This is a genomic window from Streptomyces sp. NPDC029139 (assembly GCF_055564335.1).
In genome coordinates this window covers 263,152-290,088 of record NZ_JBVHWN010000009.1, presented here as the reverse complement: position 1 = coordinate 290,088, position 26,937 = coordinate 263,152, and the positions used below count along the sequence as shown (strand labels likewise).

The following is a 26,937-nucleotide window of genomic DNA, read 5'->3' as shown; positions in this document are numbered from 1 at the left end:
GAATCTCAAGGACCGGAGGCGGTGACCAAGCTGCGGCATGGCCACCACCCTCGCACGTGGCCCGATCGACATGAAGTCAAAGAGACAGAACCTAGAGGGGGTCTTGGCGCGCGGCCCTGTCGTCCGGGTCCCCGTCGGCCGGGACCGGGCCACCGAAGCCGGGCGCGGCCGCGCCGACTCCGTACGGGAACCCCTGGGCGCGCGCCGCGCGAAGCTGTTGAAGCCGGGATGCGCGGGAAGAGGGGGTTCATGAATGATCTTGACATCCGTGCCGTAGCCGGAGGACCGCGCCCATGACCGTCCCCCGCAAACGCGTCGGCCGCGCCCGTCCGAGGCCGGCGTTCAGCCTGCGCCAGCTTCTCCTCTTCTTCGGACTGATAGCCATCGCCCTGTCCGCCACAGGGCTTCTGCTGAAGGTGATGGTCAGGACGGCCGATCGGCACCCGGACCAGGTGGTGATCGCGGTGGTGGCCATCGCCCTCGTGGCGGTGACGCTGAGAAGCGTCCGTAACCGCCGCATCGCGAGCCGCAGCGGTACGACACAGGCGGGCGTCCTCTCCCCGGGCGAGGCAACGACAGCGCACCAGGGCCTGTTCGTGGGGGAGCCGCTCGAAGAGGTCGACCCCGCGCCGCCTGCTTTCGAGGCGGACGACTACCTGGCCATGGACGCGGACGCCTTCGAGCAGGCTGTCGCCGCGTTGTGCGCACGTGACGGCTGTCTCGACGTCGAAGTCGTCGGCGGCGCGGGCGATCTGGGCGCCGACGTGACCGCGACCACACCCGACGGACGACACCTGGTCATCCAGTGCAAACGCTACGGGCCGGTCAACAAGGTCGGTTCCCAGGACGTGCAGAGATTCGGCGGCACCTGCTTCGCCGTGCACGAGGCGTCCGTCGCCGCCGTCGTCACCACCGGCGAGTTCACTCAGCCGGCGACGGAGTACGCGGAACAGTGCGGGATCCAGTGCTTCGACCACGCCGCCCTCGTCGCCTGGACGGAGGGCACCGGCCCCGCCCCCTGGGAGGCCGCACCGGTCGCGGCGGCGGGGGAGCCGGTACGTTGACAGGCGTCAGTCGACATGTTGCTATAAGGCGCCGCCCAGCCTGACCCGCACCGCACCGCGTGCCGCTCGGGCACCGGACCGGCCGCCACATGACCGGGGCGGCGCCCCAGAGACCCGAGCGAGGACCCATGCCGCAGCGCGCCGCGACCGTCGTCGGCGGCGGGATCGGCGGGCTCGCGACGGCCATCGCCCTGCACCGCCGCGGCTGGCACGTCGAGGTGCTGGAACGAGCCCCTGAGTTCACCGAGGTCGGCGCCGGCATCTCCCTGTGGCCGAACGCACTGCGCGCGCTCGAAGCGCTCGGCCTCGCCGACACCGTGCGCGCACTCGGTGCCGTCGAGTCCGGCGGCGGCGTACGCGACCGGCAGGGCCGCTGGCTCTCCCGCGCGGACAACGCCGAGTTGACGCGCCGTTACGGCCATCCCCTGGTGGTGCTGCACCGCGCGGACCTGCTGCGGGCGCTCACCGAGGCGCTGCCCGCCGACAGCCTGCGCGCGGGCCGCGAGGTGTCCTCGGTCCGCGAGGGCGGGCGGCACCTGGTCGTCGAGCACCGTGGCGGCGAGTCCCGGCCCGACCTCGTGGTCGGCGCCGACGGCCTGCGCAGCGCGGTCCGCCACGCCCTGTGGCCCGACGCGGCCGGCCCCCGGTACGCCGGCTACACCGCCTGGCGCATGGTCACCGATCCCCTCGCCGAGCCGCCCTCCGAGGGCGCGGCGACCTGGGGCCGCGGGGAGAGATTCGGCTGTACGGCGCTGCCGGGCCGGCGGATGTACTGCTTCGCGACCGCGTCGCTTCCGGCTTCGGGAGCAGGAGCCGGCCCCTCCGAACACGCCGAACTGCTCCGCCGGTTCGCGTCCTGGCCGGACCCGATCCCCGAGCTGCTGACCGCCGTCCCCCCGGACGCGGTACTCCGCCACGACCTGTACGACCTGCCGCCGCTGCCCTCCTTCGTCCGCGGCCGGGTCGCTCTGCTCGGGGACGCGGCCCACGCCATGACCCCCAACCTCGGCCAGGGCGCCTGCCAGGCCCTGGAGGACGCGGTCACCCTCGCCCACTGCCTCGACGGGACCCCGGACGTGGCCGCCGCCCTCCGCTCGTACGACGTGCTGCGCCGCCCCCGCACCCAGGCCGTCACCCGCCGCTCCGCCAGGCTCGGCGCGATCGGACAGCTGTCGTGGCCGCCGGCGGTGCTGCTGCGCGACACGGCGGCCCGACTGACGCCGACCTGGCTGACGCTGCGTTCCATGACACCGGTCCTCGGATGGACCCCGCCCGCTGAGCGAGCGACCGCGACGGAGAACGAGAGTCACTGATGCCGGACTGGACGTATCACCCCCTGCGCGGCCCGGCAGCCGCCGTCCTCGGTCTGCGCCGTTCGCAGCGCACCGCCCTGCGGCTGCTCGCCTCGATCGGATCCCGGCCGGCCGGCGCGCGGCTGATCGCCCGCGGGTTCGGTCACCGTCATCCACCGAAGACGCTCGCCGGCGAGGTCGCCGGCGTTCCCGTCGCCGTACGCCTCGGCATATCCGTCCCGCCCTCGCTCGCCCGCGAAACGGTGCGCGCCATGCACCCGCTGGGGGCCGGTGTCGTCGAGGTGGCGCCCGTCTCGGCGGCCGACGTGGAGACGGTACGGGAGGCCGCCGCCGGCCGCTCGATCCCCCTGGTCGTCCACGCCTGCGACCCGGCGACGAAGGCGGCGCTCGCACCCCATGTCGACGGCTTCACCCACGACGACGACCCCACCGTGCGCCGCCTGTCCCACCCGTCGGTCACCGCCGCCGCCGGCCTGCTCGCGGAGCCGGACGCCGTCGTGCTCGCCCGGCCCGACGTCCTCGTCGCCGCCGGTCCCGGCTGGTTCGCCCGGGTCACCGAGGCGGCCACCCCCACCGCGCCGGCTCCCGCGCTCCGGGACATCGGCCGCGATCCGCGCCGCTGGCCCGCCTGGTGGTGGGCGCTCCTCGTCGGCCTCGGCATGACGGGCGCGGGACTCGGCGCCGCGGTGATCACCCTCGGGCCGGTGCTGCTCTGGTACGACCGCGACTATCTCGGCATGACGCTGCGGGAACTGCACGCTGCCAACCACCACCTCGTGCACTTCCTCCAGCACGACCGGATCACCATGGCCGGCACCATGGTGGCGATCGGCGCCCTCTACACCGGACTCGCCGTGGGCGGCCTCAGACGCGGCTGGCCATGGGCCCGCGAGGTGTACCTGCTCTCCGGGGCGATCGGCTTCCCCACCTTGTTCTACTTCCTGGCCACCGGCTTCGTGGAACCCCTGCACACGGCCACCGCCCTCGTGCTGTTCCCGATGTTCGTGGCCGCGGTCCGCCGCACCGGACACGCACCCCGGTGGCGCCTGGCCTCCGAGGGGCCGGAGCCGGAGCGCCGGCGGGCACTGGTCGGCCAGCTGCTGCTGATCGTCACGGGAGCGGGTCTCTTCGTCGGCGGAGCGGTGATCTCGGTGGTCGGTCTGACCGGCGTCTTCGTACCGACGGACCTCGTCTTCCTGGGCACCAGCGCGCAGACGCTGGAAGCCGTGAATCCCCGGCTGGTTCCGTTCGTCGCCCACGACCGCGCGGGGTTCGGCGGCGCCCTGATGGCCGCCGCGGTGGCCATCACACTGCTCAGCGCGTGGGGCTGGCGACGGGGCGAGAGCTGGGTGTTCTGGAGCCTGGCCGCGGCGGCCGCCGCCGGGTTCCTGCCGGCCGTCGTGGTGCACGGAGCGATCCACTACACCGACTTCCTCCACCTCGCGCCGGTGTACTTCGGCATCGCCACGACCGCCACCGGGCTGCTGCTCGCGCGTCCGTACCTCTGCGCCAGGAAGCCCCCGCGCACGGACGACTGACGGCCCGCCCGCCGAGACCGTGACCGACCGGGGCCCCGCCCATGGAGGACGGGGCCCCGGTCACCCCCCGACGGCGCAAGGCGCGCGGGTGGATTCAGGCTCCCTTGCCGTTCGGCCGCAGCCCACGCATCGACTCGTTCAGCTCACGCTGGAAGAAGTCGATGAAGCCGTCCGGGTCAGGACCGGCGTTCTGCATGACCAGCCGGTCGAAGCCCGCGTCGACGAAACTCTGCGCCACCTCGGTGTACCGCGCGGGGTCGTTGCCGCAGGCGAACTTCTCGAGGATGTCCTCCTCGCGCACGGTGGTCGTCGCCGCCTCGAAGTTGACCGGATTCGGCAGCTCGCTCATGACCTTCCACCCGGTGACCGCCCAACGGGACGTCTCCAGTACGGCCTTCGCCGCGGTCTCCTCGTCGGGCGCCCACGCCATGGGGACTTCGACATAGCCCGGCCCCTTGCCGCCCGCCTCACGGTAGTGCCGGACGATCTCCGGCTTGTCCTCCGTGGCGAACAGCGCGTCACCCAGTTCGGCGGCGATGCGCGAGGACGGCTCGCCGCTCGCCGCCACCGCGATCAGGGGCAGCTCCTCCGGAAGGTCGAAGACCCGGGCGTCCTCCAAGCGCAGGTGCTTCCCCTCGTACGACCGGTACCCGCCGCGCCACAACAGGCGAATGATCTCCAGGGCCTCCCTGAGCATCTCGTGCCGGGTGCGGACGGTGTCGGGGAAGCCGCGGCCGACGACATGCTCGTTGAGCCGCTCGCCGGAGCCGACACCCAGGACGAAGCGCCCGTCCGACAGGAGGGCGAGGGTGGCGGCGGCCTGCGCGATGATGGCGGGGTGATAGCGCACGGTCGGGCAGGTGACGCCGGTGGCCAGCCCGATCCGTGAGGTCTTGGCCGCGATGCTGCCCAGCACCGTCCAGGCGAACGGCGAATGCCCCTGGTTGTCCAGCCAGGGATGGTAATGATCGCTGATCTCGACGAAGTCGAACCCCGCCTGTTCCGCGAGGACCGCCTGGCGTACCAGCTCCGCCGGTCCGAAGGCCTCGGCGGCGAGCTTGTATCCGATCTGCACGAGTCACACCTCTCCTCGTCACGAGACATCACTTTTGTCCGCGCAGAAGTACCCCGGCCCCGGCGGCCTGTAACGGGTGCGCCCGGCGCGCGACACGGCGTCCGAGGGAAAAATGTGTCGCCCGTCCCTCCGCTGAGCTGGAACGATCCAGCCATGGCACGAACGTTTGACGAATTGGTGGCGGAGGCGCAGGCGGTCTCGGTGGCGGGCTGGGACTTCTCCTGGCTGGAGGGCCGCGCCACCGAGCAGCGCCCCTCCTGGGGCTACCAGCGCATGATGGGCGAGCGGATGGCACGGGCCTCGGCCGCGCTGGACATCCAGACCGGGGGCGGGGAGGTGCTGGCGGGAGTGCCGGAGCTGCCACGGCTGACGGTGGCGACGGAGTCCTGGCCGCCGAACGTGGCCAAGGCCACCCGATTGCTGCACCCGCGGGGAGTGGTGGTCGTCGCGGACGAGGACGAGCCACCGCTGCCGTTCGCCGACGAGGCGTTCGACCTGGTGGTCAGCCGGCACCCGGTGACCGTGTGGTGGGAGGACATCGCGCGGGTCCTCGCGCCCGGCGGCACGTACTTCTCCCAGCAGGTGGGCCCGGCCAGCGTCTTCGAGCTGGTCGAGTACTTCCTCGGCCCGCAGCCCGAGGAGGTGCGCCGCGCGCGCCACCCCGACGACGCCCGCCGGGCGGCCGAGGCGGCCGGGCTGGAAATCGTCGACCTGCGCTCGGAGTCGCTGCGCACCGAGTTCTTCGACATCGGCGCGGTGATCTACTTCCTGCGGAAGGTGATCTGGATGGTGCCGGGATTCACCGTCGACCAGTACCGAGACCGGCTGCGGCAGCTCCACGAGCGAATGCGGAGCAAGGGCCCGTTCGTCGCCCACACCACACGCTTCCTGATCGAGGCACGAAAGCCGGCCTGACCCGGCGGCGCCGCGCCGCTCCCCGCGGTGCCACGCGAGAGCGGCCCCGTCACCGTCGGGGCCGCTCTCGCCCGGCACGCGTCCCGGCCGTCAGGCCGGGTCCGTCGCTGTCAGCGGCCGCCGCGTCGCTTGCCGCCGCCGCCCTCGTTCAGCAGGCCCGCCTTGCGCAGGGCGTCCGCCATCGCGCTGTTCGCGGGGGCCGGGGCCGAGCCCTGCGGCTGCGCGCGGCGCTGCTGCGGAGGCCGTCCGCCGCGCTCGCGCCGCTCCCGCTTCGGGGCGGGCGCTCCCGTCGCGTCGGCCGTCGCCTCGTCGTCGAGCCGCAGCGTCAACGAGATCCGCTTGCGCGGGATGTCGACGTCCAGAACCTTCACCCGGACGACGTCAGCCGGCTTCACCACGTCCCGCGGGTCCTTGACGAACGTCTTCGACATCGCCGACACGTGCACGAGGCCGTCCTGGTGCACACCGATGTCCACGAAGGCGCCGAAGGCCGCCACGTTCGTGACGACCCCCTCCAGGACCATCCCCGACACCAGGTCGCCGATCTTCTCGACGCCCTCCTTGAACGTTGCCGTCCGGAAGGCCGGCCGAGGGTCCCGGCCCGGCTTCTCCAGCTCGCGCAGGATGTCCGTGACCGTCGGCAGACCGAAGGTCTCGTCGACGAAGTCGTCCGCCCGCAGCGACCGCAGCACACCCGTGTTGCCGATCAGCGAGGCGACCTCGCCACCCGTCGTCTTCACCATCCGCCGCACCACCGGGTACGCCTCCGGGTGCACCGAGGACGCGTCCAGCGGGTCGTCGCCGCCCCGGATCCGCAGAAAGCCCGCGCACTGCTCGTACGCCTTCGGCCCCAGCCGCGCCACGTCCTTCAGCGCCTTCCGCGAGCGGAACGGCCCGTTGGCGTCCCGGTGCGCCACGATGTTCTCGGCCAGCCCCGCGCCGATGCCCGACACCCGCGACAGCAGCGGCGCCGAGGCGGTGTTGACGTCGACACCCACGCCGTTCACACAGTCCTCGACCACCGCGTCCAGCGAGCGCGACAGCTTCACCTCGGAGAGGTCGTGCTGGTACTGCCCGACGCCGATCGACTTCGGGTCGATCTTCACCAGCTCCGCCAGCGGGTCCTGCAGCCGGCGCGCGATCGAGACGGCGCCGCGCAACGACACGTCCAGCTCGGGAAGTTCTTGCGAGGCGAAGGCCGAGGCCGAGTACACCGAGGCGCCGGCCTCCGAGACCATGACCTTGGTGAGGTTCAACTCCGGGTGCTTCTCGATGAGTTCGGCCGCGAGCTTGTCCGTCTCCCGGGATGCGGTGCCGTTGCCGATGGCGACCAGCTCGACCCCGTGCGCCTTCGCGAGCCGCGCCAGCTTCGCCAGCGACTCGTCCCACTTGTTCGCGGGGACGTGCGGATAGATCGTGTCGGTGGCCACGACCTTGCCCGTCGCGTCGACGACGGCGACCTTCACACCCGTACGGAAACCGGGGTCGAGGCCCAGTGTCGCCCGCGTCCCGGCCGGGGCGGCGAGCAGCAGGTCGCGCAGGTTCGCCGCGAAGACCCGTACCGCCTCGTCCTCCGCCGCCGTCCGCAGCCGCAGCCGCAGGTCGATCCCGAGGTGCACCAGGATCCGGGTCCGCCAGGCCCAGCGGACCGTGTCCTGCAGCCACTTGTCGCCCGGACGCCCGCGGTCGGCGACGCCGAAGCGACGGGCGACCATCGCCTCGTACGAGGAGGGACCGGGCGTCGCGGACGGCTCCTCCGGCTCCAGCTCCAGCGAGAGGACGTCCTCCTTCTCACCGCGCAGCATGGCGAGGATCCGGTGCGAGGGCAGCGCGGTGAACGGCTCGGCGAAGTCGAAGTAGTCGGCGAACTTCGCGCCGGCCTCCTCCTTCCCCTCCCGCACCTTGGCGGCCAGCCGGCCCCGGCCCCACATCCGCTCGCGCAGCTCGCCGATGAGGTCCGCGTCCTCCGAGAACTTCTCGGTGAGGATCGCCCGGGCGCCCTCGAGCGCGGCGGCCGCGTCGGCGACGCCCTTGTCCGCGTCGACGAAGGCCGCGGCGGCGGCCGCCGGCTCCACGGACGGGTCGGCGAGGAGTGACTCGGCCAGGGGCTCGAGACCGGCCTCGCGGGCGATCTGCGCCTTGGTGCGGCGCTTGGGCTTGAAGGGCAGGTAGATGTCCTCCAGGCGCGCCTTGGTGTCGGCGGCCCGGAGCTGGGCCTCCACCTCGGCGGTCAGTTTGCCCTGCTCCCGTACGGAGTCGAGGATGGCGGTCCGCCGGTCCTCCAGCTCCCGCAGATAGCGCAGCCGTTCCTCGAGCGTGCGCAGTTGCGCGTCGTCGAGCATCTCGGTCGCTTCCTTGCGGTAGCGCGCGATGAACGGCACGGTCGACCCGCCGTCGAGCAGCTCGACGGCCGCCCTCACCTGTCGCTCGCGTACGCCGAGTTCCTCGGCGATCCTGCCTTCGATGGACGTCGTCACGGTGTCCCGACTCGCCTTCTCGCGCCTCAAGCTTGCGACTGCATTGTGCCGGGTCGCTCACCGGAATGCCGCACGCGCCCCGCCGCGCCCCGCCGCGGTCGAGGCCACGCCCACCGAAGCCCGGCGTACCGCCGCACACCGCGCAGCGGGCGAGGCCACGCCCACCGAAGGCCCCGCCGCCCCCGGCCTCCCCGCTGTCGGCCGTCAGCCCTTGCCGTTCAGGTCCGCGGGGAACGCCCCCGCGAGGAACGCCGCGTTACGGAAGGACTTGCCCAGCTCCGTCAGGCGCTCGACCCCCGCCGCACCCAGGTGCTCGTACGGAGCCGCGTCCAGGCGGTCCGTGTCCTCCTCCACGGCCTCGCGCAGCGCCGCGCCCTCGGCGGTGAGCTCGCCCTTGTCGTCGACCAGGCCGCGCTCGCGCAGCCGTGCCGCGGCGGCCTCCCAGTCGGCGCGCCGCCAGCCGCGGCTGCCCAGGACCCAGCGCGGGCTCATGCCCATGCCCGTGGCGGTGTGGCTGACCAGCGCCTCCAGGGGGTCGAGGTCCGCGCTGAGCAGCGCCACGAGGTGGCCGTCGCCCCGGTGCTCGCGCAGCAGCGTGGCGGCGTGCCAGTAGCGCAGGTGCGGCTCCTCGGGCACGGGAAGGTCGGCATGGGCCGAGTACAGCGGCCGGGCGTGCCGCGTGCACGCCTCAGTGGCGCGCAGGGCGAGCTCGGCGGCCTCGGCCATCTCGGCGGAGGCGACCGTCTCCTCGCCGAGGAGGCGGCGCAGGGTCGTGTCCACGGCCCGCAGCCGAGCCACCACCGCCTCGGCCGGCGAGGCGATGTCCCAGACGGCCGGCAGGTACCGGGCCAGCAGCTCGACGTTGTAGTTGTAGAAGGTCGCGGCGACGGTGCCGGCCCCGACGGCCCCCATCGCGGCGCTCCGGGCGGCGAGCCGCATGGCCGCCGGGTCCTCGAAGCCGAGGGCCGAGAACTCGCTCTCCAGGTCCGGCGAGAAGTACACCGTGGAGTGCAGCGGGTTCAGCATGTGATGGCAGCGGCGGCCCGCGCGGGGCGGCAGAGAGGTCATGGACGGCACGTTACCGACTGGTCGGTACGACCGGAAGTCCGGGGGCGGCTCCTCGCGGCCGATGGCAGGAAAGGTGGGGTCCTCGTCATTGCGGCCGTCCCCGGGCCCGCCAAGGATGGGTCCATGACGAATCGACCCGTGCTCGTCGTCCTCTTCGACGGCGTGCAGAGCCTGGATGTCACCGGGCCGGTGGAGGTGTTCGCCGGCGCCGGCCGCTGCGGCGGCGGCGCCTACCCGATCGTGACCGCCTCGCTCGACGGCGGCCCGGTCCGTACGCAGAGCGGCCTGCGCCTCCTCCCCGACACGACGCTCGCCGACGCGGGCCGCCCGCACACTCTGCTCGTCCCCGGGGGCGAGGGCACCCGGCGCTCCGACCCCCGGCTGATCGACTGGCTGCGCGAGAACGCCCCGCACGCCGAGCGGCTGGTCTCCGTCTGCACCGGCGCCCTGCTGCTCGCCGAAGCAGGTCTCCTCGACGGCCACCGGGCCACCACCCACTGGAGCGCCTGCGACCACCTCGCCCGCTGTCACCCGGAGGTCGAGGTGGAGGCGGAGCCCATCTTCGTCCGCGACGGCAGGATCTCCACCTCCGCCGGGGTGACGGCGGGCATCGACCTCGCCCTCGCGCTCGTCGAGGAGGACCTGGGCCGCGCCGCCGCCCTCACCGTCGCCCGCCACCTGGTCGTCTTCCTGCGCCGCCCGGGAAACCAGGCGCAGTTCAGCGCCCAGCTCGCCGCTCAGACCGCCCGCCGGGAACCGCTGCGCGAGCTGCAGCACTGGATCACCGAACACCCCGACGCCGACCTCTCCGTCGAGTCGCTGGCCGCCCGCGCCCGGCTCTCGCCCCGCCACTTCGCCCGCGCCTTCCAGGCGGAGACGGGTATCAGCCCGGGCCGGTACGTCGACCGGGTCCGGCTCGAACACGCCCGCAGGCTCCTGGAGGAGACGGCCGACGGCGTCGAGGAGGTCTCCCGGGCGGCCGGCTACGGCACCCCCGAGGCCATGCGCCGGGCCTTCGTCAAAGCCATGGACACCGCGCCGGCGGACTACCGGCGCCGCTTCCACGCCCCTGTTCCCACCACCAGCCGATAGGGATCGCAACCATGCAGATCGCCGTCCTGCTCTACGACCGCTTCACCGCCCTCGACGCCGTCGGCCCCTACGAGCTCCTCGCCCGCCTCCCCGGAGCCGAGACCGTCTTCGTCGCCAAGGAGGCCGGCCCGGTCCGCAACGACCAGGGAAGCCTCGCCCTCGTCGCCGACAAGGCCCTCGCCGAGGTGCCGCACCCGGACATTCTCCTGGTCCCCGGCGGCCCCGACTCCCGTGAGGCGATGAAGGACCCGCAGATCCTCGCCTGGCTCCGTACCGCCGACGCCACCAGCACCTGGACCACCTCCGTCTGCACCGGCTCGCTCGTCCTGGCCGCCGCGGGCCTGCTCACCGGTCGCCGGGCCACCACCCACTGGCTCGCGTACGAGGAACTCAGGGCGCTCGGCGCCGAGCCCACCGGCGAGCGGGTCGTCCTCGACGGCAAGTACGTCACCGCCGCCGGGGTCTCCTCCGGCATCGACATGGCCCTGCACCTGCTCGGCCGCATCGCCGGTGACACCGTGGCGCAGACCGTCCAGCTGCTGACCGAGTACGACCCGCAGCCGCCGTACGACGCGGGCTCCCCGGAGAAGGCCCCGGCCGAGATCGTCGCGCGCTGGCGCGGCACGGCCACGAAGGACCTCGCCGGGGGCTGAGTCCTCCCGGCCGCGGCCTCAGATCCCGTACGTGAAGCGGGGCGCGCGGCGCTCCAGGAAGGCGGCGACCCCTTCCGCAGTGTCGCCGCTGCCGCGCGCCTGCTCCGCCCAGTACGCGTCCCGGTCGGCGCGTCCGTCGGCGAACTCCTTCGCCGCCGCCTGCGTCAGCAGGGAGCGCGAGGCCAGGACGCGGGCGAACTCGCCCACCCGCTTGTCCAGGTCGCCGACCGGGAGCACCTCGTCCACCAGACCGGTGCGCAGTGCCCGCTCCGTGTCGATCAACTCACCCGAGAAGAGGAGGTACTTGGCGGCCGACGGCCCCACCAGCGAGGCCAGGCGGCGGGTCGAGGAGGACGGATAGACGATGCCGAGCTTCGACGGGGTGACCCCGAACCGCGCGCCCTCCTCGGCGAAGCGCAGGTCGCAGGCCGCGGCGAGCTGGCTGCCGCCGCCCACGCAGTACCCGCGCACGGCGGCGAGCGTCGGCTTCGGGAAGGCGGCGAGCGCGTCCTCGGCCCGTACGGCGAGCGACTGCTGCTCGTCGCCCGGCTCCCGCAGCGTCGAGATGTCGGCGCCGGCGCAGAAGGTCTCCCCGTCCCCGGTGAGGACCAGGACGCGGACCCGGGCGTCGGTCGCGAGCGGCGCGAGCAGCTCCGGCAGCGACCGCCACATCGCGGCCGTCATCGCGTTGCGCTTGGCGGGGTTCGAGATGACGACGGTGGCGATCCCGTCGACGACGCTGACGCTCAGCTGCGGCTCCATGCGGCGGATGCTATCCGGGCGGGCCGACCGTACGATCAAGAGGGGGTCGAGGAGGAGGCGCGGATGGCCCAGGGTCCCCAGGACGCGGTACGTGAGGGCAAGAAGCTGCGCCGCAGTTTCGGCTGGCTCGCCCTTCTCGGCGCCCTGCTCGTCCTCGGCGGGATCGTCGGTCTCCTCTACACCGGCCTCGCCACCCTCACCTCGATGCTCCTCTTCGGCTGGCTGCTGCTCATCGGCGGCGTCGTGGGCCTCCTGCACGCCATCGAGTCCCGGGGAACCGCCTACTTCTGGCTCGCCGTGGTGGTGGCGGCCCTGAACATCGCGGCCGGTGTCGTCGTCATCCGGCACCCGGAGGGCTCGGCCGAGGCGCTGACCATGTTCGCGGCGCTGCTCTTCCTGACCGGCGGGGTGTTCCGGCTGGTGGGCAGCGCGGTGGTGCGCGGACCGCAGTTCGGCTGGACGCTCCTCCAGGGAGCCTTCGGGCTGCTGCTCGGACTGCTCGTCCTCTTCGACTGGCCCGACAGCAGCCGCTACGTCCTCGGGGTCTTCTTCTCGCTGGCCCTGCTCTTCGACGGGCTCGGCCTGATCGCCATCGGTATCGGCGGCCGCCAGATCGTCGGCATGGTCGCTCCGGAAGCCGCCTCGGGGCGGACTTCCGCGCGGGGCGCCGCGCAGGCATCACCGAAGCCGTCAGAAGGAGATCAGGAGCAGTCGAACAACTGACGTTGGCATACTCACCCGGTCAGAAGGTGGCCGATAAGCGTCGACTTCTGGTCAGTAGGCCGGTCCGGCCCCACGGATTACCAAGACTCGACTACGTGGCGACAATCGAGCACGAGGGTGGGAGCCGGACTATGGAGAGCCGCGGGAGCGTCCCCGCACGGCCACCGTCCTACGAAGGGGTCTGGCGCTTCACCGCTCCCGCGGTCGACGTCTCCGTTCCGCAGGCCCGGCACGCCGTACGAGACCTGCTGAACCGTCAAGGTGTACCGCTTCACGAGGACACGGTCCAGGGCCTGCTCCTGATCGTCTCGGAGCTGGTCACCAACGCCGTCAAGCACGCGGCGCTGCTCTCCCCCGAAGTGGCGGTGGAGGTGGCGATCGGAGCGGAGTGGATCCGGGTGTCCGTCGAGGACAACCATCCGTACCGCCCCAAGGCCCTGGAGGCGGACTACGCGCAGACGGGCGGCCGCGGGTTGCTGCTGGTGCGGGAGACCGCGCTGGAGGCCGGCGGGGCGTGCGACGTGGAGCACACCGCGAGCGGCGGCAAGATCATCTGGGCCGCGCTGCCCCTCGCACCCCAGGTGGCGGGAGCCGGGGCGGCGCCCGGAATCGGTGCCCAGGCGCCCGCGACGGCGCCCGGCACCCCGACCCTGCCCGGGATCACCAGCCCCCGGACGGACCCGTCAGTTCCCTGACCGCCGGACGCGCCGCGTCCAGGACCGTCATGAACCAGGCGGAGAACGGCGCGGTCGCGTGCCGCTCCGCCAGCTCCTCCGCCGTGACGAAGGCGGTCTCCTCGACCTCTTCCGGGTCCGGTCGCAGCGCGGCCTGCACCAGCCCGACGAAAAGGTGGTTGTACTCCTGTTCCACCAGGCCCGACGCGGGGTCCGGGTGGTTGTAGCGGACGGTGCCCGCCTCGGCGAGCAGCGAGGGCGAGATGCCCAGCTCCTCGTACGTGCGGCGGGCGGCGGCCGCCATGGGCGACTCGGCCGGGTACGGGTGACCGCAGCAGGTGTTCGACCACACACCGGGGGAGTGGTACTTCCCGAGCGCGCGGCGCTGCAGCAGCAGCCGGCCCGACTCGTCGAAGAGGAAGACGGAGAAGGCGCGGTGCAGCTGCCCGGGAGCCTGGTGGGCGGCGAGCTTCTCGGCCGTACCGATGGTGGTGCCGTCCTCGTCGACCAGCTCGAGCATGATCGGATCCGGGACGCCGCCCGAGGAGACTCCGTTCGGCGAGCTGTGTGCCGCGGTGGCTGATGTGGTCGGCATACCCATCCTTCGCTTCGGTCCTCGCCCCTGTGGGGCACCCTCAGTCTGCCGCACAAAAGCGGCTTGTCCGTACTTCGGAGGCCGGACATGGCCGCTCCCACCGCACCGGAGTACACCCCGGCGCGGCGGGAGCGGCCACACGTCAGACCCCGAAGGCCGCCGGAAAGCGGATCATGCCCCGGCGAACCGGGCCGGAACCGTCGAGCGCCGGCACCGTCCTCGCCTCGTCCGGAACCTCGAAACCTGGCCTGATCTCGTATTCCGACGCCTGTGCGAAGCCGGAGCGCGGGTCGTGCGCCGGGTGGCCGAGCGCAGGACGGCCGCTCCCCGCGCAGCCGTACGGCGTCGAGGACGCCCCAAACAGCGGCCTCCCCGGCCCCCGCCGCCGGTGCCCCGGAGCGACGGCGACCGGTGCGAGCGCCGCCGCCGGAGCGCCGCCGGCATGGCTGGGACCGCCCCACCGAAGGCAGGGGCAGGGCGACGAGCGCGTACGCCGCCGCCGAGCCGCCGGCCGCCTCGGCGCCGTACGAGGGGCCGGGCAGCCAGGCACCGGAGACCTTCCGGAGGGTTCGATCAGCGCGGCCTCCTCCTTCGTGGCGAAGGCGGCCGCGTCGATCTCCCGTACGCGGGGGGAAGCCGGCGGCCGTCTCCTCCCGCGGGCGTCACCGCGGATCGGCCGGCCGCAGGACGTAACCGGTGTAGCCGTACTCGCCACCGTGGTCACGGCGCATCGCGAGCTCCTCGCGGGTCGCGGCGAGCGCCTCGGCCATGCCCGGAGCCGTCGGGTCGGCGGCGTCCGCCCGCTCGGCGAGCGGACCGTAGTACTCGTCCCAGTCGCTCTCGGGCTGGGGGACCACCCCGAGGACGTGGTAGCCGCCCTCGACCGCCGCCGCGGTGTTGGCGGCGGTGTTACGCAGGGCGTAGTGGCGGTCCCAGAAGGCGCGGGCCTCCTGGCTCGGGTCGTCCGCCGTCCACTCGCACTCGGTGAGGACGAGGGTCCCGCCGGGAGAGAGCAGCCGGCGCCACGCGCGCAGCGCGGTGTCGAAGCCGAGGGCGTAGGCCGAGCTCTCCGCCCAGACGAGGTCGAAGGACCCGTCGGGGAAGGGCAGGTCGCCCATGTCGGCGCGGAGCGTGCGGACGGAGCCGCCGAGCCCGCGGGCGTCGGCCGCCTGCCGGAGCTCTTCGAGGAACGGCTCATGCAGGTCCACGGCCGTCACCTCCGCCCCGGCCTCGGCGGCCAGGAGCAGGGCGGAGCGGCCGGGTCCGCAGCCGAGGTCGAGCACGCGCGGCCGCACGGGAAGCGGTCCGCAGAGCGCGAGCAGACGACGGGTGGTGGAGTCGGAGCCGGGGCCCTGGCGCGGAAGACCGTGGTGCAGGGCGAAGAAGGCGGTGTGCAGAGCGTTGTCGGACAACGTGGGAAACCCTTGTGTGAGAGGGCCCCGGCCGACGAGAACGTCAGGTCAGCCGGAAACCCGGGAACTGGGGAAGGACCGGGCGCTGCCGCACGGGGCAGCCTCCATCGCGACGGTCATCAACCTCAGCTCCTCTCCACCTCACGTGTGCGCGAAAGGCTAGCAGTCCCCACCCGGCGGTCGCAGCCGCCCGTCGAAGCCACCGGCCCCGGCAGCCGGGCGCACGCAGGTGGCCGGCGGTCACAGGCAGAGCTTCGCCTCGTGCTCGGCGTGACCGGCCGGTTCCAGCTGGAAGGTGCAGTGCTCCACGTCGAAGTGGGACCCCAGGCAGCCCTGCAGGTCGTGCAGCATCTTCTCGTGGCCCACGGAGTCCAGCGCCGCCTGGTCCACCACCACGTGCGCGGAGAGCACCGGCATCCCGGATGTGATCGTCCAGGCGTGCAGGTCGTGGACGTCCTCGACGCCCGGCAGCGCCAGGATGTGCGCGCGGACCTCCGCCATGTCGACGCCCTTGGGGGCCGACTCCAGGAGCACGTCGAGGGTCTCGCGCAGCAGCTTGAGCGTGCGCGGCACGATCATCAGGCCGATCAGGATCGAGGCGATCGGGTCGGCGTACTGCCAGCCGGTGGCCAGGATGATGCCCGCCGAGATCAGCACCGTCACCGAGCCGAGCGCGTCCGCGAGCACCTCCAGGTAGGCGCCGCGCACATTGAGGCTCTCCTTCTGGCCGCGGACGAGCAGCGAGAGCGAGATCATGTTGGCGACCAGACCGATCAGCGCGAAGGCGATGGTGAGCCCGCCCTTGGTCTCGGCCGGCTCGATGAACCGCTGGATCGCCTCGTAGAGCACATAGCCGCCCACGACGAGCAGCAGCAGACAGTTGGCCAGCGCGGCGAGGATCTCGGCCCGGGCGAACCCGTAGGTGCGGGTCTCCGTCGGCGGCCGGTTGGCGAAGTGGATCGCGAGCAGCGCCATCGCCAGGCCGACCGCGTCGGTCGCCATGTGGGCCGCGTCGGCGATCAGCGCGAGCGAGTCCGCGACGATGCCACCGACGATCTCGATCACCATCACGGACAGTGTGATCGCGAGCGCGATCCGCAGCCGGCCCTTGTAGGCCGCCGCCGCCGTCCCCGTGGGCGGCGGCCCCCCGTGGCTGTGCCCGTGGTCGTGTCCAGCCCCCATGACAGAACCTCTCCCTCGCGACGTGTCTGTGGCCCCGGTTCGCAAGTCAACTACGGGTGGGGGGTATCCGCAACACGGTACTGAACACCGTTGTCATATCGTCTGACCTGCGGTTTTCCTGGCCGCTCCCGGCGGTCTGCGGTGGGCGGTCCAGCGGCCCGGGGGGCGCGGTTTGTGGGGCGGGACGTCGATCACCCATGATGATCTCCGCAGGACGGGGCGCGCTCGCGCGGATGCGAGGGGGCCCGGGGGAGTCCGCACCGCAAAGCCTCGATGAACTCCCGCTTTCGTTCATCCGATAGCCTCAGCCGACGTGCTGCCGCCCGATGCCGGGCCGTACCGCCGTGCCCGGGGCCGTGTCATGGGCCCCGCCGGCCCGCCCGTCAGCTCCAAGGAGTGAGTTCGTCTGTCGACCGCCATCCTCACCGGTCCGCCGGTACCCGGATCGTCGCTCGACGGCGATCTGCGGTCGCTGGGCTTCGACGTCAGGGTCGCCTCCGACCCGCGTGACGCCGGCGCGCTGCTCGCCGCCGTACCGGCCGGCGAACGGGTCGCCGTGGTGGACCCCCGCTTCGTCGGACACCTCCACGCGCTGCGGCTCGCCCTCACCGACCCCCGCTTCCCCGCCTCCGCCGTGCCCGGCGCCCTCACCGCGCAGAGCGAGGCCCGCCCGGCGCTCGCCCGCGCGCTGACGGACGTCTCCGCGCCCGTGCCCGGCGCGGACCAGGACGCGGGATCCCTCTCCGTCGACACGGGCGAGGGCCTGCCGGACACGCTCGCCGACGCGCTCACCGCCGACGGCGTCGCGGTGCACCGCCCCGAGCTCGGTTCGCTGGTCGCCGCCGTACCGGCCGACGCGGAGGGCCGCCACCGGGCGCGCGCCGCCGTCGCGGCCGTCGACGACGAGGCCGTACGGCTGCGCTCCGCCGTGAAGGCCCACGACGGCTTCTTCACCACCTTCTTCATCAGCCCGTACTCGCGCCACATCGCCCGCTGGTGCGCGCGGCGCGGGCTCACCCCGAACCAGGTCACCACCGCGTCGCTGCTCACCGCGCTGATCGCGGCCGGCTGCGCCGCGACGGGCGAGCGCGGGGGCTACGTCGCCGCCGGCGTCCTGCTCCTGGTCTCCTTCGTCCTGGACTGCACCGACGGGCAGCTCGCCCGCTACTCCCTGCAGTACTCGACGATGGGCGCCTGGCTCGACGCCACCTTCGACCGCGCCAAGGAGTACGCCTTCTACGCGGGCCTCGCCCTCGGGGCGGCGCGGAACGGCGACGACGTGTGGGCGCTCGCGCTGGGCGCGATGGTCCTGATGACCTGCCGCCATGTCGTGGACTTCTCGTTCAACGAGGCCAACCACGACGCCACGGCCAACACCAGCCCCACCGCCGCCCTCTCCAACCGCCTCGACAGCGTGGGCTGGACCGTCTGGGTCCGCCGGATGATCATCCTGCCGATCGGCGAGCGCTGGGCGATGATCGCGGTCCTCACCGCCGTCACCACCCCGCGGATCGTCTTCTGGGCCCTGATCATCGGCTGCGCCTTCGGCGCCTGCTACACCACCGCGGGCCGCGTCCTGCGGTCGCTGACCCGCAAGGCGAAGAGGACGGACCGCGCCGCGCAGGCGCTCGCGGACCTCGCCGACACCGGCCCGATCGGCGAGCTGGTCGCCCGGGCAGGCCGCCGCCTCGCCCCGCAGCCCCTGCCGCCGGCCGTCGCCGGAGCCGCCCTGCTGATCGCCGTCGCCTGGACGCAGCCGGTCGGCAGCGCGCTCACGGTCGCCGCCGCCCTCGCGTACGCGATCCTGGCCGGTCTCGCCGTCGCCCGCCCCCTCAAGGGCGCCCTCGACTGGCTCGTGCCGCCCGTCCTGCGGGCCGCCGAGTACGGCACGGTCCTGATCCTCGCCGCCCGCTCCGAGGTGAACGGGGCACTGCCCGCGGCCTACGGACTGGTGGCCGCCGTCGCCTACCATCACTACGACACGGTGTACCGCATCCGCGGCGGCACCGGCGCGCCGCCCGCGTGGCTGGTGCGCACCATCGGGGGTCACGAGGGCCGCACGCTCCTCGTGACCGTGCTCGCCGCCCTGCTCGTGAGCCGCGGCACCGATTTCACCCTGGCGCTCACCGCCCTCGCGGTCGCCGTGGCGCTCGTGGTGCTCGTGGAGTCCATCCGTTTCTGGGTGTCCTCCGGAGCACCTGCCGTACATGACGAAGGAGAAACAGCATGATTGGCCTCGTACTGGCAGCCGGTGCCGGACGGCGTCTGCGCCCCTACACCGACACGCTTCCGAAGGCCCTCGTGCCTGTCGACGGTGAGACCACCGTCCTCGACCTGACGCTGAAGAACTTCGCGGAGGTCGGCCTCACCGAGGTCGCCATCGTCGTCGGCTACCGCAAGGAGGCCGTGTACGACCGCAAGGAGGCCCTGGAGGCCACGTACGGCGTCTCGATCACCCTGATCGACAACGACAAGGCCGAGGAGTGGAACAACGCCTACTCCCTGTGGTGCGCCCGTGACGTCCTCAAGCGCGGTGTGATCCTCGCCAACGGCGACACCGTCCACCCCGTCTCCGTCGAGAAGACGCTGCTCGCCGCGCGCGGCGACGGCCAGAAGATCATCCTCGCCCTCGACACGGTGAAGAACCTCGCCGACGAGGAGATGAAGGTCATCACCGCCGAGGGCAAGGGCGTCCAGAAGATCACCAAGCTGATGGACCCGGCCACCGCCACGGGCGAGTACATCGGCGTCACCCTCATCGAGCCCGAGGCCGCCGAGCAGCTCGCCGACGCCCTGAAGGCCACCTTCGAGCGCGACCCCGACCTCTACTACGAGGACGGCTACCAGAAGCTCGTCGACGACGGCTTCACGATCGACGTGGCTCCCATCGGCGACGTCAAGTGGGTCGAGATCGACAACCACGACGACCTCGCGAAGGGCCGTGACATCGCGTGCCAGTACTGACCCGGCTCATCCCCTCGCCGGTCGTCGTCGACATCCGCCGGGGAGCGCTGGAGGACCTCTCCACGCTCCTCGCGGACCAGCGGATCTCCAGCAACGGCCGGATCGCCGTGGCGATCAGCAGCGGCTCGGGCCTGAAGCTGCGTGACCACTTCGCCGCCGAGCTGCCCGGCGCCGACTGGTACCCGGTCGAGGGCGGCACCATCGACGCGGCCGTGAAGCTCGCCGACGCCATGCGCGGCAAGCGGTACGACGCCGTGGTCGCCCTCGGTGGCGGCAAGATCATCGATGTGACCAAGTACGCGGCGGCCCGGGTCGGCCTGCCGCTGGTCGCCATCGCCACGAACCTGTCGCACGACGGCATCTGCTCGCCGGTCTCCACCCTGGACAACGACAACGGGCGCGGCTCCTACGGAGTGCCGACCCCGATCGCGCTGGTCATCGACCTCGACGTGATCCGGGACGCCCCGGTGCGCTTCGTCCGCTCCGGAATCGGCGACGCGATCTCCAACCTCTCCGCCATCGCGGACTGGGAGCTCTCGCACCGCGAGACCGGCGAGCCGGTCGACGGCCTGGCCGCGGCCATGGCCCGCAGCGCCGGGGAGGCCGTGCTCCGCCACCCCGGCGGCGTCGGCGACGACGACTTCCTCGTCACGCTCTCCGAGGGCCTGGTGATGTCCGGCATCGCCATGTCCATCAGTGGCGACACGCGCCCCTCCTCGGGCGCCTGCCACGAGATCAGCCACGCCTTCGACCTGCTCTTCCCGACCCGCGCGGCCAGCCACGGCGAGCAGTGCGGAGTCGGAGCGGCCTTCGCGATGCATCTGCGCGGCGCCGCCGACGCCTCCGGGCTGATGGTCGAGACGCTGCGCCGCCACGGCCTGCCGGTGCTGCCGGAGGAGATGGGCTTCACCGTGGACGAGTTCGTCCGGGCCGTGGAGTTCGCCCCGCAGACCCGACCGGGCCGCTTCACCATCCTCGAGCACCTCGACCTGTCCACAGAAGAGATCAGGGACGCGTACGCCGACTATGCAAAAGCCATCGGTAGCTGAGCTCCGCCCGGTCGTCCACCCCGCGGGTGTGAAGGACCGGCGGAGCGGCGAACACTGGGCGGGCCGCCTGTACATGCGGGAGATCTCGCTGCGGATCACCCGGCACCTGGTGAAGACCCGGATCACGCCGAACCAGCTCACGTACGTGATGACGATCGCGGGCGTGCTCGCCGCCCCGGCCCTGCTGATCCCGGGGATCTGGGGCGCGGCCCTCGGTGTCCTCATGGTCCAGCTCTACCTCCTGCTCGACTGTGTCGACGGCGAGGTGGCCCGCTGGAAGCAGCAGTTCTCGCTGGGCGGCGTGTACCTCGACCGGGTGGGCGCCTATCTGTGCGACGCGGCCGTCCTCGTGGGCTTCGGCCTGCGCGCCGCCGACCTGTGGGGATCGGGGCGGATCGACTGGCTGTGGGCCTTCCTCGGCACCCTCGCCGCCCTCGGCGCGATCCTGATCAAGGCGGAGACCGACCTCGTCGGTGTGGCCCGGCACCAGGGCGGACTGCCGCCGGTCAAGGAGGCCGCGTCCGAGCCGCGCTCCTCCGGCATGGCGCTGGCCCGCAGGGCCGCCGCCGCGCTGAAGTTCCACCGCCTGGTCCTCGGGATCGAGGCGTCCCTGCTGATCCTGGTCCTGGCGATCGTCGACACCGTCAGGGACGACCTGTTCTTCTCGCGGCTCGGTGTCGCCGTGCTGGCCGGCATCGCGCTCCTGCAGACGCTGCTGCACCTGGTGTCGATCCTGGCGTCGAGCCGGCTGAAGTGAGGACACGCGTGAGTACGCCGATGAAGCTGGGCGCCGTCATCATCACCATGGGCAACCGCCCCGACGATCTGCGCGCGCTCCTCGACTCGGTCGCCAAGCAGGACGGCGACCCGATCGAGATCGTCGTGGTCGGCAACGGCGCCCCCGTGACCGGGGTGCCCGAGGGCGTCCACACCATCGACCTGCCCGAGAACCTGGGCATCCCCGGCGGCCGCAACGTCGGCATCGAGGCATTCGGGCCGGGCGGGCCCTGCGGCCCCGTCGACGCGCTGCTCTTCCTGGACGACGACGGGCTGCTCGCCCACTCGGACACCGCCGAGCTCGTCCGCCAGGCGTTCACCGCCGATCCGCGGCTGGGCATCATCAGCTTCCGGATCGCGGACCCCGAGACCGGGCTCACCCAGCGCCGGCACGTCCCGCGGCTGCGCGCGTCCGACCCGATGCGGTCCTCCCGCGTGACCACCTTCCTCGGCGGCGCCAACGCCGTCCGTACGAAGGTGCTCGCCGAAGTCGGTGGTCTGCCGGGCGAGTTCTTCTACGCCCACGAGGAGACCGATCTCGCCTGGCGGGCGCTCGACGCCGACTGGATGATCGACTACCGTTCCGACATGGTGCTGCTGCACCCCACCACACCACCCTCCCGGCACGCGTCGTACCACTTCAACGTGGCCCGCAACCGGGTGTGGCTGGCCCGGCGCAATCTGCCCGCTCCTCTGGTCCCGCTCTATCTCGGTGTCTGGCTGCTGCTGACTCTCGCGCGGCGCCCCTCCGGCCCCGCCGTCAAGGCGTGGATCGGCGGATTCCGGGAGGGCTGGGCCACTCCCTGCGGTCCGCGACGGCCCATGAAATGGCGTACGGTGTGGCGGCTGACCCGACTGGGACGCCCGCCCGTCGTGTGACAACGTGGTACCCGACTTGCCGCGCATCTTGGATACGAAAGTTTCGACTTGTGAGTGACACAACCCACGACGGTGCGGTCGCGACGAGCGCCCCTCCTTCCGTCGACGACGGCCTGACCCCGGCCGAACTGGCCGCCAAGTACGGTCTCGCGGTCAGTGGTGCCCGGCCCGGCGTCCTCGAGTACGTCCGCCAGCTGTGGGGGCGGCGCCACTTCATCCTCGCCTTCTCCCAGGCGAAGCTCACGGCGCAGTACAGCCAGGCCAAGCTCGGTCAGCTCTGGCAGGTGGCGACCCCCCTGCTGAACGCGCTGGTCTACTTCCTGATCTTCGGGCTGATCCTGGACGCCGGCAGGGGGATGACCACCGACGTCTACATCCCCTTCCTGGTGACGGGGATCTTCGTGTTCACCTTCACCCAGAGCTCGGTGATGGCGGGCGTGCGGGCGATCTCGGGCAACCTCGGACTCGTCCGGGCCCTGCACTTCCCGCGCGCCACCCTCCCGATCTCCTTCGCGCTCCAGCAGCTCCAGCAGCTGCTGTTCTCCATGATCGTGCTGGCGGCCGTCGCGATCGGCTTCGGCAGCTACCCCTCGCTGAGCTGGCTGCTGCTGATCCCGGCCCTGTTCCTGCAGTTCGTGTTCAACGTCGGACTGGCCATGATCATGGCGAGGATGGGCGCCAAGACGCCCGACCTCGCCCAGCTGATGCCCTTCGTCATGCGCACCTGGATGTACGCGTCCGGCGTGATGTTCTCCATCCCGGTGATGCTCGCGGACAAGCCGGCCTGGATCGCCGACGTGCTCATGTACAACCCGGCCGCGGTCTACATGGACCTGATCCGATTCGCCCTCATCGACGGCTACGGCTCCCAGAACCTGCCGTCGCACGTCTGGGCCACCGCCGTGGGCTGGGCCCTGGCGATCGGCATCGGCGGCTTCATCTACTTCTGGAAGGCCGAGGAGAGGTACGGCCGTGGCTGATTCCACTCAGGGACGCGTCCCCACCGTCATCGCCGACGAGGTCCACATCGTCTACCGGGTCAACACCGGTGGCGGCGGCAAGGGCAGCGCCACGGCGGCGCTCAGCCGGATCCTCGGACGCGGCAAGGCCGAGGTCACCCGGGGCGTCCGCAAGGTGCACGCCGTGCGCGGTGTCTCCTTCACCGCCTACCGCGGCGAGGCCATCGGCGTCATCGGCTCCAACGGCTCCGGCAAGTCGACGCTGCTGCGCGCCATCGCGGGACTGCTCCCCACGGAGAGCGGTAAGGTCTACACCGACGGTCAGCCCTCGCTGCTCGGCGTCAACGCGGCGCTGATGAACGACCTGACCGGTGAGCGCAACGTGATACTCGGCGGCCTCGCCATGGGCATGAGCAAGGAAGAGATCCGCGAGCGCTACGACGGCATCGTCGATTTCTCGGGCATCAACGAGAAGGGCGACTTCATCAGCCTGCCGATGCGCACGTACTCCTCCGGCATGGGCGCCCGGCTCCGCTTCGCCATCGCGGCCGCCAAGAACCACGACGTTCTCATGATCGACGAGGCCCTCGCGACCGGTGACCGCCGGTTCCAGATCCGCTCCGAGCAGCGCATCCGCGAGCTCCGCAAGGAGGCCGGCACGGTCTTCCTCGTGAGTCACAGCAACAAGTCGATCAGGGACACCTGCGACCGCGTGCTGTGGCTGGAGAAGGGCGAGCTGCTGATGGACGGGCCCACCGAAGAGGTCCTCAAGGCGTACGAGCGCGAGACCGGGAAGTAGTCCCGGCCCCGTGCCCCAGGGCCCCCGCCGCACCGGCGGGGGCCCTGCGCCGTGTCCGGACCCGCTCCGCGGCGCGTCGCGCCCCCCGCCTGGAATGTTCATGCGGTCAACATCGGGCAGGATGAGCGCATGGCAGCGATCTCGGGGGGAAAGTCCTACCACCATGGCGATCTGCGGAACGCGCTGATCTGCGCCGCCGTGGACCTGGCGACCGACGGTGGTCCCGACCGCGTCGTCCTGCGCGAGGCGGCCCGTCGGGTCGGTGTCTCGCCCACCGCCGCCTACCGGCACTTCGACGGCCGTGGAGAGCTCCTGCGCGCCGTCAAGATCCACGCCCAGCGCGCGCTCGCGGAGTCCATGGAGCGCGCCGCCGAGCGGGCCCCCGGAGCCGACGACGCCATCGTCGCCGCGGAGCTGCGCCTCGCCGCCCTCGGCCGCGGCTACATCGGCTTCGCCCTGGAGCAGCCCGGCCTCTACCGGACGGCGTTCTGCACCCCCCGCCCGCCGTGCGGCGAGGAATGGATGCCGGCCGGGCGAGCGCCGGAGCCCGAACCCGAGATCCGGGCGTTCACGCTGCTCACGGACGCGCTGAACGCGCTGGCCCGGGTCGGCCGCATCCCTCGCCCGACCCGCCCGGCCGCCGAGGCCGCCGCGTGGTCCGCGGTACACGGGCTGTCACTCCTGCTGCTCGACGGCCCGCTGCGCCGCCTGCCGGAGCGGCGCCGCGCGGACGTCGTCGAGTCCACCCTCGCCATGGTGGTCTCCGGAGCCCGCGCCGACTGAACGCCGGGTACGCGCGAACTTCCCTGCCCCGCCGAAAAGTTGACACATCCACCGATGTTTTCGCAGCGCGGCGCGTACCCCGACGAGGCGGCGCCCGTTGTACAACGTAAGCTGTACCGGTGCTGATTCGTGGCAAGTGGGGCGATACCCCCTAGGCATCCCGGCCGTCAGGCGGTGAGTCCTCTGGAGAGGCCCCGTGGCGTGTCCGAAATAGGATGGATTGGATCGGCAGTGTAGAACAGGAGATGTGACGGCCATGACGCAGAATCTCCAGCTCCGCGAGGGTGTCGCCGTCCCCGCGTCGGGCAGCCCCCAGTGACGGGTACCCGGCAGGTGCGCCCCGACGCCTCCTCGCGCACCACGCTCGACAAGGCCACGGACGAGAACTTCCCCGTGGCCCCCTTCTTCCTGCCGCGCGCCTGGCGCGAGGACCTCATGGCCGTCTACGGCTACGCCCGCCTGGTCGACGACATCGGCGACGGCGATCTCGCCCCCGGCGGAGCGGACGCCCGCCACCTCGGCCTCGCCCCGGAAAGGGCCGACGACCGGCTTGCCCTGCTGGACGCCTTCGAGGCCGATCTGGCCCGGGTCTTCGACTCCACCCCCCGCCACCCCCTGCTGCGCGCCCTCCAGCCCACGGTACGGCGGTGCGGGCTCACCCCCGATCCCTTCCTCGGCCTGATCGAGGCCAACCGCCAGGACCAGCTGGTACGGCGCTACGAGACCTACGACGACCTCGTCGCGTACTGCGAACTCTCCGCGAACCCCGTCGGCCGGCTCGTGCTCGGAATCACCGGAACGGCCACCCCCGAGCGCCTCCGCCGCTCCGACGCGATCTGCACCGCGCTGCAGATCGTCGAACACCTCCAGGACGTCGCCGAGGACCTCGGCCGCGACCGGATCTATCTGCCCGCCGAGGACATGAAGGCCTTCCACGTCACCGAGGACGACCTCGCCCGGCCCACCGCGGGAGCGTCGGTCCGTGCGCTGATCGCCTTCGAGGCACAGCGCGCCCGCGAGCTGCTGCACGACGGGGCCCCGCTGGTGGGCAGCGTCCACGGCAGGCTGCGCCTGCTGCTCGCCGGCTTCACCGCCGGCGGGCACGCCGCGCTCGACGCGATCGCCGCCGCGGGCTTCGACGTCCTGCCGGGGCCGCCGAAGGCCACCGGACCGAGTCTGATCCGCCAAGCGGGAGCGGTCCTGCTCCGGGCGCGGAGAGAGGGGTGAGCCGGACCGTGGAGGGACAGACGGAGACGTCCGCGCCGGTACAGGCCGCGTACAGCTACTGCGAGGCCGTCACCGGACAGCAGGCGCGCAACTTCGCCTACGGCATCCGACTGCTGCCGACGGAGAAGCGGCAGGCCATGTCGGCGCTGTACGCGTTCTCGCGGCGGGTCGACGACATCGGCGACGGCGCCCTCGCGCCCGAGGCGAAGCGGGACCGGCTGGAATCCACCCGAGCCCTCCTGGAGCGGATCCGGCGGGACGAGGTGGACGAGGACGACACCGACCCCGTCGCCGTGGCCCTCGCCCACGCCTCCCGCCGCTTCCCCATCCCGCTCGGCGGCCTCGACGAACTCATCGACGGCGTCCTCATGGACGTGCACGGCGAGACGTACGAGACCTGGGACGACCTCAAGGTCTACTGCCGGTGCGTCGCAGGCGCCATCGGACGGCTCTCCCTCGGCGTGTTCGGCACCCAGCCGGGCGCACACGGCGCCGAACGCGCCCCCGAGTACGCCGATACGCTCGGACTCGCCCTGCAGCTCACCAACATCCTCCGGGACGTCCGCGAGGACGCCGGGACCGGGCGTACGTACCTGCCCGCCGACGACCTGGCCAAGTTCGGCTGCGGCGACGGCTTCGCGAAGGAGACACCGCCGGAGGGAGCCGACTTCACCGGCCTCGTCCACTTCGAGGTGCGGCGCGCCCGCGCCCTGTTCGCCGAGGGCTACCGCCTCCTGCCCATGCTCGACCGGCGCAGCGGCGCCTGCGTCGCCGCCATGGCCGGGATCTACCGGCGCCTGCTCGACCGGATCGAACGCGACCCGGCGGCGGTGCTGCGCGGCCGCGTCTCGCTGCCCGGCCGGGAGAAGGCGTACGTCGCCGTGCGCGGCCTCTCCGGCCTCGACACCCGCCACGTGTCCCGACGCACCGTCAGGAGGCGTGCGTGAAGCGCCCGTA

Annotated in this window: 24 protein-coding genes and 1 pseudogene; 18 read left to right on the top strand and 7 right to left on the bottom strand. The window is 72.4% G+C overall.

The features are described from left to right. Positions 1-293 precede the first annotated feature (293 nt). From ACZ4VW_RS21810 to ACZ4VW_RS21800, 3 genes are all read left to right on the top strand, one after another. Positions 294-1,064 (top strand): restriction endonuclease, encoded by a 771-nt coding sequence (locus tag ACZ4VW_RS21810; protein ID WP_467964795.1) that lies wholly within the window; start codon positions 294-296, stop codon positions 1,062-1,064. 128 nt (positions 1,065-1,192) lie between these two features. Next, the gene (locus ACZ4VW_RS21805; protein ID WP_467964793.1) at positions 1,193-2,377 is read left to right on the top strand and encodes an FAD-dependent monooxygenase; all 1,185 of its coding nucleotides are present in this window, start codon (positions 1,193-1,195) and stop codon (positions 2,375-2,377) included. After that, positions 2,377-3,915 carry a hypothetical protein gene (locus ACZ4VW_RS21800; RefSeq protein ID WP_467964791.1) on the top strand — a complete coding sequence of 513 codons (1,539 nt, stop codon included), beginning with the start codon at positions 2,377-2,379 and terminating at the stop codon, positions 3,913-3,915. The genes ACZ4VW_RS21805 and ACZ4VW_RS21800 overlap by 1 nt, the downstream gene beginning before the upstream one ends. A 94-nt stretch (positions 3,916-4,009) precedes the next feature. On the opposite strand, the gene ACZ4VW_RS21795 is transcribed toward ACZ4VW_RS21800, so the two are convergent. Then, positions 4,010-4,990 (bottom strand): TIGR03557 family F420-dependent LLM class oxidoreductase, encoded by a 981-nt coding sequence (locus ACZ4VW_RS21795; RefSeq protein WP_467964789.1) that lies wholly within the window; start codon positions 4,988-4,990, stop codon positions 4,010-4,012. A gap of 153 nt (positions 4,991-5,143) precedes the next feature. Between ACZ4VW_RS21795 and ACZ4VW_RS21790 the strand changes: the two genes are divergently transcribed. After that, positions 5,144-5,905: a class I SAM-dependent methyltransferase gene (locus ACZ4VW_RS21790; RefSeq protein ID WP_467964787.1), complete on the top strand. Its 762-nt coding sequence runs from the start codon at positions 5,144-5,146 to the stop codon at positions 5,903-5,905. Between the two features lie 110 nt (positions 5,906-6,015). On the opposite strand, the gene ACZ4VW_RS21785 is transcribed toward ACZ4VW_RS21790, so the two are convergent. Beyond that, entirely contained in the window at positions 6,016-8,382 is a 2,367-nt protein-coding gene (locus ACZ4VW_RS21785; protein WP_467964785.1) for a Tex family protein, read from the bottom strand. A gap of 204 nt (positions 8,383-8,586) precedes the next feature. Continuing rightward, positions 8,587-9,450 carry an SCO6745 family protein gene (locus ACZ4VW_RS21780; RefSeq protein WP_467964784.1) on the bottom strand — a complete coding sequence of 288 codons (864 nt, stop codon included), beginning with the start codon at positions 9,448-9,450 and terminating at the stop codon, positions 8,587-8,589. Between the two features lie 123 nt (positions 9,451-9,573). On the opposite strand from ACZ4VW_RS21780, the gene ACZ4VW_RS21775 reads away from it, so the two are divergent. Both ACZ4VW_RS21775 and ACZ4VW_RS21770 read left to right on the top strand, forming a co-directional pair. Then, the gene (locus ACZ4VW_RS21775; protein WP_467964782.1) at positions 9,574-10,542 is read left to right on the top strand and encodes a GlxA family transcriptional regulator; all 969 of its coding nucleotides are present in this window, start codon (positions 9,574-9,576) and stop codon (positions 10,540-10,542) included. Positions 10,543-10,553: 11 nt separating this feature from the next. Further along, positions 10,554-11,195 (top strand): DJ-1/PfpI family protein, encoded by a 642-nt coding sequence (locus ACZ4VW_RS21770; RefSeq protein WP_467964780.1) that lies wholly within the window; start codon positions 10,554-10,556, stop codon positions 11,193-11,195. A gap of 18 nt (positions 11,196-11,213) precedes the next feature. Here the strand turns inward: ACZ4VW_RS21770 and ACZ4VW_RS21765 are convergent, their stop codons facing one another. Next, positions 11,214-11,957: an enoyl-CoA hydratase/isomerase family protein gene (locus ACZ4VW_RS21765; protein WP_467964778.1), complete on the bottom strand. Its 744-nt coding sequence runs from the start codon at positions 11,955-11,957 to the stop codon at positions 11,214-11,216. A gap of 63 nt (positions 11,958-12,020) precedes the next feature. Here ACZ4VW_RS21765 and ACZ4VW_RS21760 point away from each other — a divergent pair, with 63 nt between their 5' ends. Together ACZ4VW_RS21760 and ACZ4VW_RS21755 are read left to right on the top strand one after the other, a co-directional pair. Beyond that, complete coding sequence (locus ACZ4VW_RS21760) at positions 12,021-12,680, top strand: HdeD family acid-resistance protein (RefSeq protein ID WP_467964776.1); 660 nt, start codon at positions 12,021-12,023, stop codon at positions 12,678-12,680. Positions 12,681-12,811: 131 nt separating this feature from the next. After that, positions 12,812-13,375: an ATP-binding protein gene (locus tag ACZ4VW_RS21755; RefSeq protein WP_467964774.1), complete on the top strand. Its 564-nt coding sequence runs from the start codon at positions 12,812-12,814 to the stop codon at positions 13,373-13,375. Here the strand turns inward: ACZ4VW_RS21755 and idi are convergent. From idi to ACZ4VW_RS21740, 3 genes and pseudogenes are all read right to left on the bottom strand, one after another. Next, positions 13,341-13,949 (bottom strand): isopentenyl-diphosphate Delta-isomerase, encoded by a 609-nt coding sequence (idi, locus tag ACZ4VW_RS21750; RefSeq protein ID WP_467964772.1) that lies wholly within the window; start codon positions 13,947-13,949, stop codon positions 13,341-13,343. The genes ACZ4VW_RS21755 and idi overlap by 35 nt on opposite strands. Before the next feature lie 142 nt (positions 13,950-14,091). Beyond that, positions 14,092-15,361: pseudogene (locus ACZ4VW_RS21745) on the bottom strand (class I SAM-dependent methyltransferase). Positions 15,362-15,601: 240 nt separating this feature from the next. Continuing rightward, positions 15,602-16,543, bottom strand: coding sequence for a cation diffusion facilitator family transporter (locus tag ACZ4VW_RS21740; RefSeq protein ID WP_467964770.1), 942 nt, complete (start codon positions 16,541-16,543; stop codon positions 15,602-15,604). A 406-nt stretch (positions 16,544-16,949) separates the two neighbouring features. Between ACZ4VW_RS21740 and ACZ4VW_RS21735 the strand changes: the two genes are divergently transcribed. The 10 genes from ACZ4VW_RS21735 to hpnD all read left to right on the top strand — a co-directional run bounded on the left by ACZ4VW_RS21735 (position 16,950) and on the right by hpnD (position 26,927). Then, positions 16,950-18,773: a DUF5941 domain-containing protein gene (locus ACZ4VW_RS21735; protein WP_467964821.1), complete on the top strand. Its 1,824-nt coding sequence runs from the start codon at positions 16,950-16,952 to the stop codon at positions 18,771-18,773. Further along, positions 18,770-19,507, top strand: coding sequence for a phosphocholine cytidylyltransferase family protein (locus ACZ4VW_RS21730; RefSeq protein ID WP_467964768.1), 738 nt, complete (start codon positions 18,770-18,772; stop codon positions 19,505-19,507). Before ACZ4VW_RS21735 ends, ACZ4VW_RS21730 begins: the two co-directional genes overlap by 4 nt. Then, positions 19,495-20,556 (top strand): iron-containing alcohol dehydrogenase family protein, encoded by a 1,062-nt coding sequence (locus ACZ4VW_RS21725; RefSeq protein ID WP_467964766.1) that lies wholly within the window; start codon positions 19,495-19,497, stop codon positions 20,554-20,556. The genes ACZ4VW_RS21730 and ACZ4VW_RS21725 overlap by 13 nt, the downstream gene beginning before the upstream one ends. After that, positions 20,534-21,313 (top strand): CDP-alcohol phosphatidyltransferase family protein, encoded by a 780-nt coding sequence (locus ACZ4VW_RS21720; RefSeq protein WP_389163839.1) that lies wholly within the window; start codon positions 20,534-20,536, stop codon positions 21,311-21,313. Before ACZ4VW_RS21725 ends, ACZ4VW_RS21720 begins: the two co-directional genes overlap by 23 nt. Positions 21,314-21,333: 20 nt before the next feature. After that, positions 21,334-22,212: a glycosyltransferase family 2 protein gene (locus ACZ4VW_RS21715; RefSeq protein ID WP_467964819.1), complete on the top strand. Its 879-nt coding sequence runs from the start codon at positions 21,334-21,336 to the stop codon at positions 22,210-22,212. 50 nt (positions 22,213-22,262) lie between these two features. Then, the gene (locus ACZ4VW_RS21710) at positions 22,263-23,192 is read left to right on the top strand and encodes an ABC transporter permease (protein ID WP_467964763.1); all 930 of its coding nucleotides are present in this window, start codon (positions 22,263-22,265) and stop codon (positions 23,190-23,192) included. After that, a complete protein-coding gene (locus ACZ4VW_RS21705; protein WP_467964762.1) occupies positions 23,185-23,970 on the top strand; it encodes an ABC transporter ATP-binding protein in 786 nt (261 codons plus the stop codon). The genes ACZ4VW_RS21710 and ACZ4VW_RS21705 overlap by 8 nt, the downstream gene beginning before the upstream one ends. A 129-nt stretch (positions 23,971-24,099) precedes the next feature. Then, entirely contained in the window at positions 24,100-24,753 is a 654-nt protein-coding gene (locus tag ACZ4VW_RS21700; protein WP_467964760.1) for a TetR/AcrR family transcriptional regulator, read from the top strand. A gap of 315 nt (positions 24,754-25,068) precedes the next feature. After that, entirely contained in the window at positions 25,069-25,980 is a 912-nt protein-coding gene (gene hpnC, locus ACZ4VW_RS21695; RefSeq protein ID WP_467964758.1) for a squalene synthase HpnC, read from the top strand. Beyond that, positions 25,977-26,927, top strand: coding sequence for a presqualene diphosphate synthase HpnD (gene hpnD, locus ACZ4VW_RS21690; protein WP_467964756.1), 951 nt, complete (start codon positions 25,977-25,979; stop codon positions 26,925-26,927). Before hpnC ends, hpnD begins: the two co-directional genes overlap by 4 nt. Positions 26,928-26,937 lie beyond the last annotated feature (10 nt).

What these genes read in the sequence shown, in the direction of transcription:
- ACZ4VW_RS21810 (WP_467964795.1), top strand. Translation starts at nt 294, where the DNA reads ATGACCGTCCCCCGCAAACGCGTCGGCCGCGCCCGTCCGAGGCCGGCG.
- ACZ4VW_RS21805 (WP_467964793.1), top strand. Translation starts at nt 1,193, where the DNA reads ATGCCGCAGCGCGCCGCGACCGTCGTCGGCGGCGGGATCGGCGGGCTC.
- ACZ4VW_RS21800 (WP_467964791.1), top strand. Translation starts at nt 2,377, where the DNA reads ATGCCGGACTGGACGTATCACCCCCTGCGCGGCCCGGCAGCCGCCGTC.
- ACZ4VW_RS21790 (WP_467964787.1), top strand. Translation starts at nt 5,144, where the DNA reads ATGGCACGAACGTTTGACGAATTGGTGGCGGAGGCGCAGGCGGTCTCG.
- ACZ4VW_RS21780 (WP_467964784.1), bottom strand. Translation starts at nt 9,450, where the DNA reads ATGACCTCTCTGCCGCCCCGCGCGGGCCGCCGCTGCCATCACATGCTG.
- ACZ4VW_RS21775 (WP_467964782.1), top strand. Translation starts at nt 9,574, where the DNA reads ATGACGAATCGACCCGTGCTCGTCGTCCTCTTCGACGGCGTGCAGAGC.
- ACZ4VW_RS21770 (WP_467964780.1), top strand. Translation starts at nt 10,554, where the DNA reads ATGCAGATCGCCGTCCTGCTCTACGACCGCTTCACCGCCCTCGACGCC.
- ACZ4VW_RS21765 (WP_467964778.1), bottom strand. Translation starts at nt 11,957, where the DNA reads ATGGAGCCGCAGCTGAGCGTCAGCGTCGTCGACGGGATCGCCACCGTC.
- ACZ4VW_RS21760 (WP_467964776.1), top strand. Translation starts at nt 12,021, where the DNA reads ATGGCCCAGGGTCCCCAGGACGCGGTACGTGAGGGCAAGAAGCTGCGC.
- ACZ4VW_RS21755 (WP_467964774.1), top strand. Translation starts at nt 12,812, where the DNA reads ATGGAGAGCCGCGGGAGCGTCCCCGCACGGCCACCGTCCTACGAAGGG.
- idi (WP_467964772.1), bottom strand. Translation starts at nt 13,949, where the DNA reads ATGCCGACCACATCAGCCACCGCGGCACACAGCTCGCCGAACGGAGTC.
- ACZ4VW_RS21740 (WP_467964770.1), bottom strand. Translation starts at nt 16,543, where the DNA reads ATGGGGGCTGGACACGACCACGGGCACAGCCACGGGGGGCCGCCGCCC.
- ACZ4VW_RS21730 (WP_467964768.1), top strand. Translation starts at nt 18,770, where the DNA reads ATGATTGGCCTCGTACTGGCAGCCGGTGCCGGACGGCGTCTGCGCCCC.
- ACZ4VW_RS21720 (WP_389163839.1), top strand. Translation starts at nt 20,534, where the DNA reads ATGCAAAAGCCATCGGTAGCTGAGCTCCGCCCGGTCGTCCACCCCGCG.
- ACZ4VW_RS21715 (WP_467964819.1), top strand. Translation starts at nt 21,334, where the DNA reads ATGAAGCTGGGCGCCGTCATCATCACCATGGGCAACCGCCCCGACGAT.
- ACZ4VW_RS21700 (WP_467964760.1), top strand. Translation starts at nt 24,100, where the DNA reads ATGGCAGCGATCTCGGGGGGAAAGTCCTACCACCATGGCGATCTGCGG.